1 protein-coding gene is annotated in these 654 nt (G+C 62.7%); it reads right to left on the minus strand.

All coding sequences use genetic code 11. The features are described 5' to 3' along the window. On the minus strand, positions 1-549 hold a 549-nt coding region (istA, locus tag ACCD11_RS28370), incomplete at its 3' end, for an IS21 family transposase (protein WP_413316466.1). Between the last annotated feature and the right edge of the window lie 105 nt (positions 550-654).

Genomic DNA, 654 nt, shown 5'->3' on the forward strand with positions numbered 1-654 from the left:
GTGTGCATCGAACAGCATCTCGTGGGTCTGCAGCAGGTAGGCGCGCACGATGAACGCGCGGCTGTGGCTGAGCTTGAAGTGCGCCACCTGCAGCTTGGTGCGCTCGCCGGCGATGACAGCCCAGTCCTCGCTCCAGTCGAACTGGAATGCCTCGCCAGGGCCGAAGGCCAGCGGCACGAAGGTGCCGCGTCCGGTGGTCTGCTGCACTTCGTGGCGGTGTGCATACCACTGGCGTGCAAAGGCTGCCACGCGGTTGTACGACCCCTGGTAGCCCAGCGCTGCCAGATCGGCGTGCATCTGCTTGAGCGTGCGGCGCTGCTTGCGGGACTTGGAGGCCTCGCTCTTGAGCCAGCCGCTGAGCTTCTCGGCAAAGGCGTCGAGCTTGCTCGGGCTGACGCGCTTCGCGTAGCTGGGCGCCGCCTCGCCCTCGCGAAGGTACTTGCGGATGGTGTTGCGAGACAGGCCCGTGCGCCGGGCTATCTCTCGAATGGACAGTTGCTCTCGCAGTGCCCAACGTCTGATGACACTCAGTGTCGCCACGTCAATCACTCCTGTGCTCCTGCTGCTAAAAGCAGCAGGTTAGGGTTATCACGTGGGTCAGATTTAGATGGAAATCACACGGCCAAGTGGGTCACTTCTGGATGGAAATCAACA

The organism is Variovorax sp. Varisp36, assembly GCF_047304235.1.
Lineage (GTDB): Bacteria > Pseudomonadota > Gammaproteobacteria > Burkholderiales > Burkholderiaceae_C > Variovorax.